Source organism: Caldisericota bacterium, from assembly GCA_034717215.1.
Lineage (GTDB): Bacteria > Caldisericota > Caldisericia > Caldisericales > Caldisericaceae > UBA646.
The window spans coordinates 1-2,414 of the sequence record JAYELD010000044.1 but is presented as its reverse complement, the minus strand read 5'-3'; the positions used below and the strand labels follow the sequence as shown (position 1 = coordinate 2,414).

Genomic DNA, 2,414 nt, shown 5'->3' with positions numbered 1-2,414 from the left:
AAAGTTGCATTCTCGCAGCTTTTACACCTTTAGAAGATTTTTTGATTTCTGCAATTACTATATTTCCACCCTCTTTTTTAACAAGATCTATTTTCATATTTCCTATCTGAATTTCCTTCTTTTCTCTTTTGTAAGATTGTTCTCCAATCAATGTCCCAATCTCAAGATAAAAATTATCCAGATGCGGATTAACTTCATGCGCAAAAAACCAGAGCTTCCTGTAACATATATAATAAGCATTTACAAGATTCCCAGTGATAGAGCGGTTCACATTCATATTCGCTCAAATGCTAACATATGATGTAAAGTTTTTGTTTGCTCTTTCTATCTTAATAGGCAAAATGTAGAACTTTTTCTTCCTTTTAGTTTTCGCTGGACTGTATGTATTCACATTATCAAAGGTCACGGTTTCATCAAAATCATCCATTTCAACAATCAGTCCTGGTGAAAGATTAGTAAATCTGTCATCAAGAAGTTCTGAATATTCCTTCCCTAAAGTTGTACTGTCTTTGAATTTGACAAATTGAAAAAAACAGCCCTTTTTGCCAAAATAGTTTATCCTCGGAAGCCACTGCTTCAAGAGGTCTTTTGCTTTTTCATTTCGAATTATAACAGCAATCTTTATATCACCAGCAAAGTACACATATTCTCTAAATCCCACCGTTGACTGAAAGTTAATTTCAGGATGTTCTTTCTTTGTTTCTGAATGAGGTTCTTTTTGTATCTTCAAGAAACAGTTATTTACTACCAGTCTTCCTGGAAGAGAAAACCGCATATCTAACTCTTTAATTAAATCAAAGTTATCTATTGCTAATTGGAGTGAGTCATAAGTGATAATTGCATTAAGTAATGCCATTTTCGCTGCATACGGTGAAGGTGTGAGAAGACTCTTGGCTCCAGAACTTGTAGCTCGGCTCTGTTTCAAGGAGAAAAGAGTCGTTGGTCTATAAATCACTTCCAGCCACATTTATTCCTCCTTTTCGTTCTCTTTCTTTTCGTTCTCTTTCAGTTTCAATGGTTCCGTGTTGTTTATAATCTCCTGGAATTTTTCAGTAAACTCCTTTAACGATTTAAATTTTTCAACTGTTACACTATTATCGGCAATTTTGTTAAGGTTTTCGGCTATTTCTAGTATTTCTTCGTCATAGTCCTTATTCAGAGCACTTACCGTTGGAGCAGGAATAGAATTTGACGAGTAGGAAATCACTCCCTCAAAGTTCACTATATGGGGATTTTGGGTGTTTCTCATCGCTCCAGTTGGTTTTAAAAAAGTATAAAGAATAGATTTGAGCAATGCTTGATACCGTGATATCCTTTCATTGTCACCAATAGCATAGGTTTTTGAGATATCGTTGTATCCTATGCGGCAGGTATCAAAGTTAGAAACCAGAGCATATATACCAGAGTTTGCAGGACGATGGAAAATATTCTGACCTATGTTTGCCATTTCTTCTCCTTCGCCAGTCCCTTTTCCCGCGTTTGGAACGAGTTTAACATGGAAAAAATTCTCTGTCTTGCTTGCCTCTGGTAAAGCAATAAGCCAGCCAAACTCAGCTACAGATTTTCTCGGAAGGTTCTTGTTATTGTTAGTTACAAGGATACCCTCCATATCATCAATGGCGCAGGTTTTTAGCAATTTATCCATTACTTCTTCATCTGGATCCGTTTTCTTAAATGACTTTGTAAATTGCGCATCATCAGTTATTCTATTAGCATTGAAAACCTTACAGGAACTACATAAATTCAGTCCTGTCTCTATGGCCACATTATACAGGTGCTGTGCCTGAATGTGCTTTAACATATCTCCACTTACTGCATTTACCGGTGCAGGTTTTCCTTCCTTGTCAATGATGGTTACCTGTCTGGTCAAAATCTGATTTCCTTCTCCTCCCTCATTATTAAGAGAATGCATATCAAGGATGATTCTCCCGCTAATTGAGAGAGAACTAATCTCTTTCTTGTTTTCTTTCTTTCCCATTTCTACCTCCTTTTTAAATTAAATTTTCTATACACCTTCTTTTCTTTCCAATGCATAGCCATAAGCTGTAAGGAGCTTCCCAACAATAGAGGAACCATACCCATCTATAAGACTTATGACTTCCTCTATATCATTTGTTTTTACTGTTGCCCTTACCTTGCCAGCCTTGAAGTCTTCAGGGTGATGCTCCACATATCTTGCAGTTTCAGCATTGTAAAGTGCAATAAATTCAGACAAATATTCAACAAGGTCATTTTTGTATGGTGATTTTCTCTTCAAGTCCTGTGCCATTCCATAATGAACATCAAATCTCTTATCACCTCTCACCTTTGCATATTGAGCACTAATGGTGGCATTTCTTATTGCTTTTGCTACATTCTGAAATCCCTGTGATTCCAGAACAGGTTTGAATCTTTCTTCTGTCATAAATACCTCC

4 protein-coding genes are annotated in these 2,414 nt (G+C 36.4%); all 4 read right to left on the bottom strand.

Annotated features, from left to right (window positions below; all coding sequences use genetic code 11):
• Window positions 1–277 (bottom strand): Dna2/Cas4 domain-containing protein (locus tag U9Q18_01990; GenBank protein MEA3313129.1); only part of this gene is annotated, 277 nt, incomplete at its 3' end.
• A 6-nt stretch (window positions 278–283) separates the two neighbouring features.
• Window positions 284–967 carry a hypothetical protein gene (locus U9Q18_01985; protein MEA3313128.1) on the bottom strand — a complete coding sequence of 228 codons (684 nt, stop codon included), beginning with the start codon at window positions 965–967 and terminating at the stop codon, window positions 284–286.
• Window positions 968–1,978, bottom strand: coding sequence for a DevR family CRISPR-associated autoregulator (locus U9Q18_01980; protein MEA3313127.1), 1,011 nt, complete (start codon window positions 1,976–1,978; stop codon window positions 968–970).
• Window positions 1,979–2,005: 27 nt separating this feature from the next.
• Window positions 2,006–2,414 (bottom strand): hypothetical protein (locus U9Q18_01975; protein ID MEA3313126.1); only part of this gene is annotated, 409 nt, incomplete at its 5' end.

Excerpts from the sequence above, each read along its gene's own strand:
- U9Q18_01985 (MEA3313128.1), bottom strand. The coding sequence starts at position 967 with ATGTGGCTGGAAGTGATTTATAGACCAACGACTCTTTTCTCCTTGAAA.
- U9Q18_01980 (MEA3313127.1), bottom strand. The coding sequence starts at position 1,978 with ATGGGAAAGAAAGAAAACAAGAAAGAGATTAGTTCTCTCTCAATTAGC.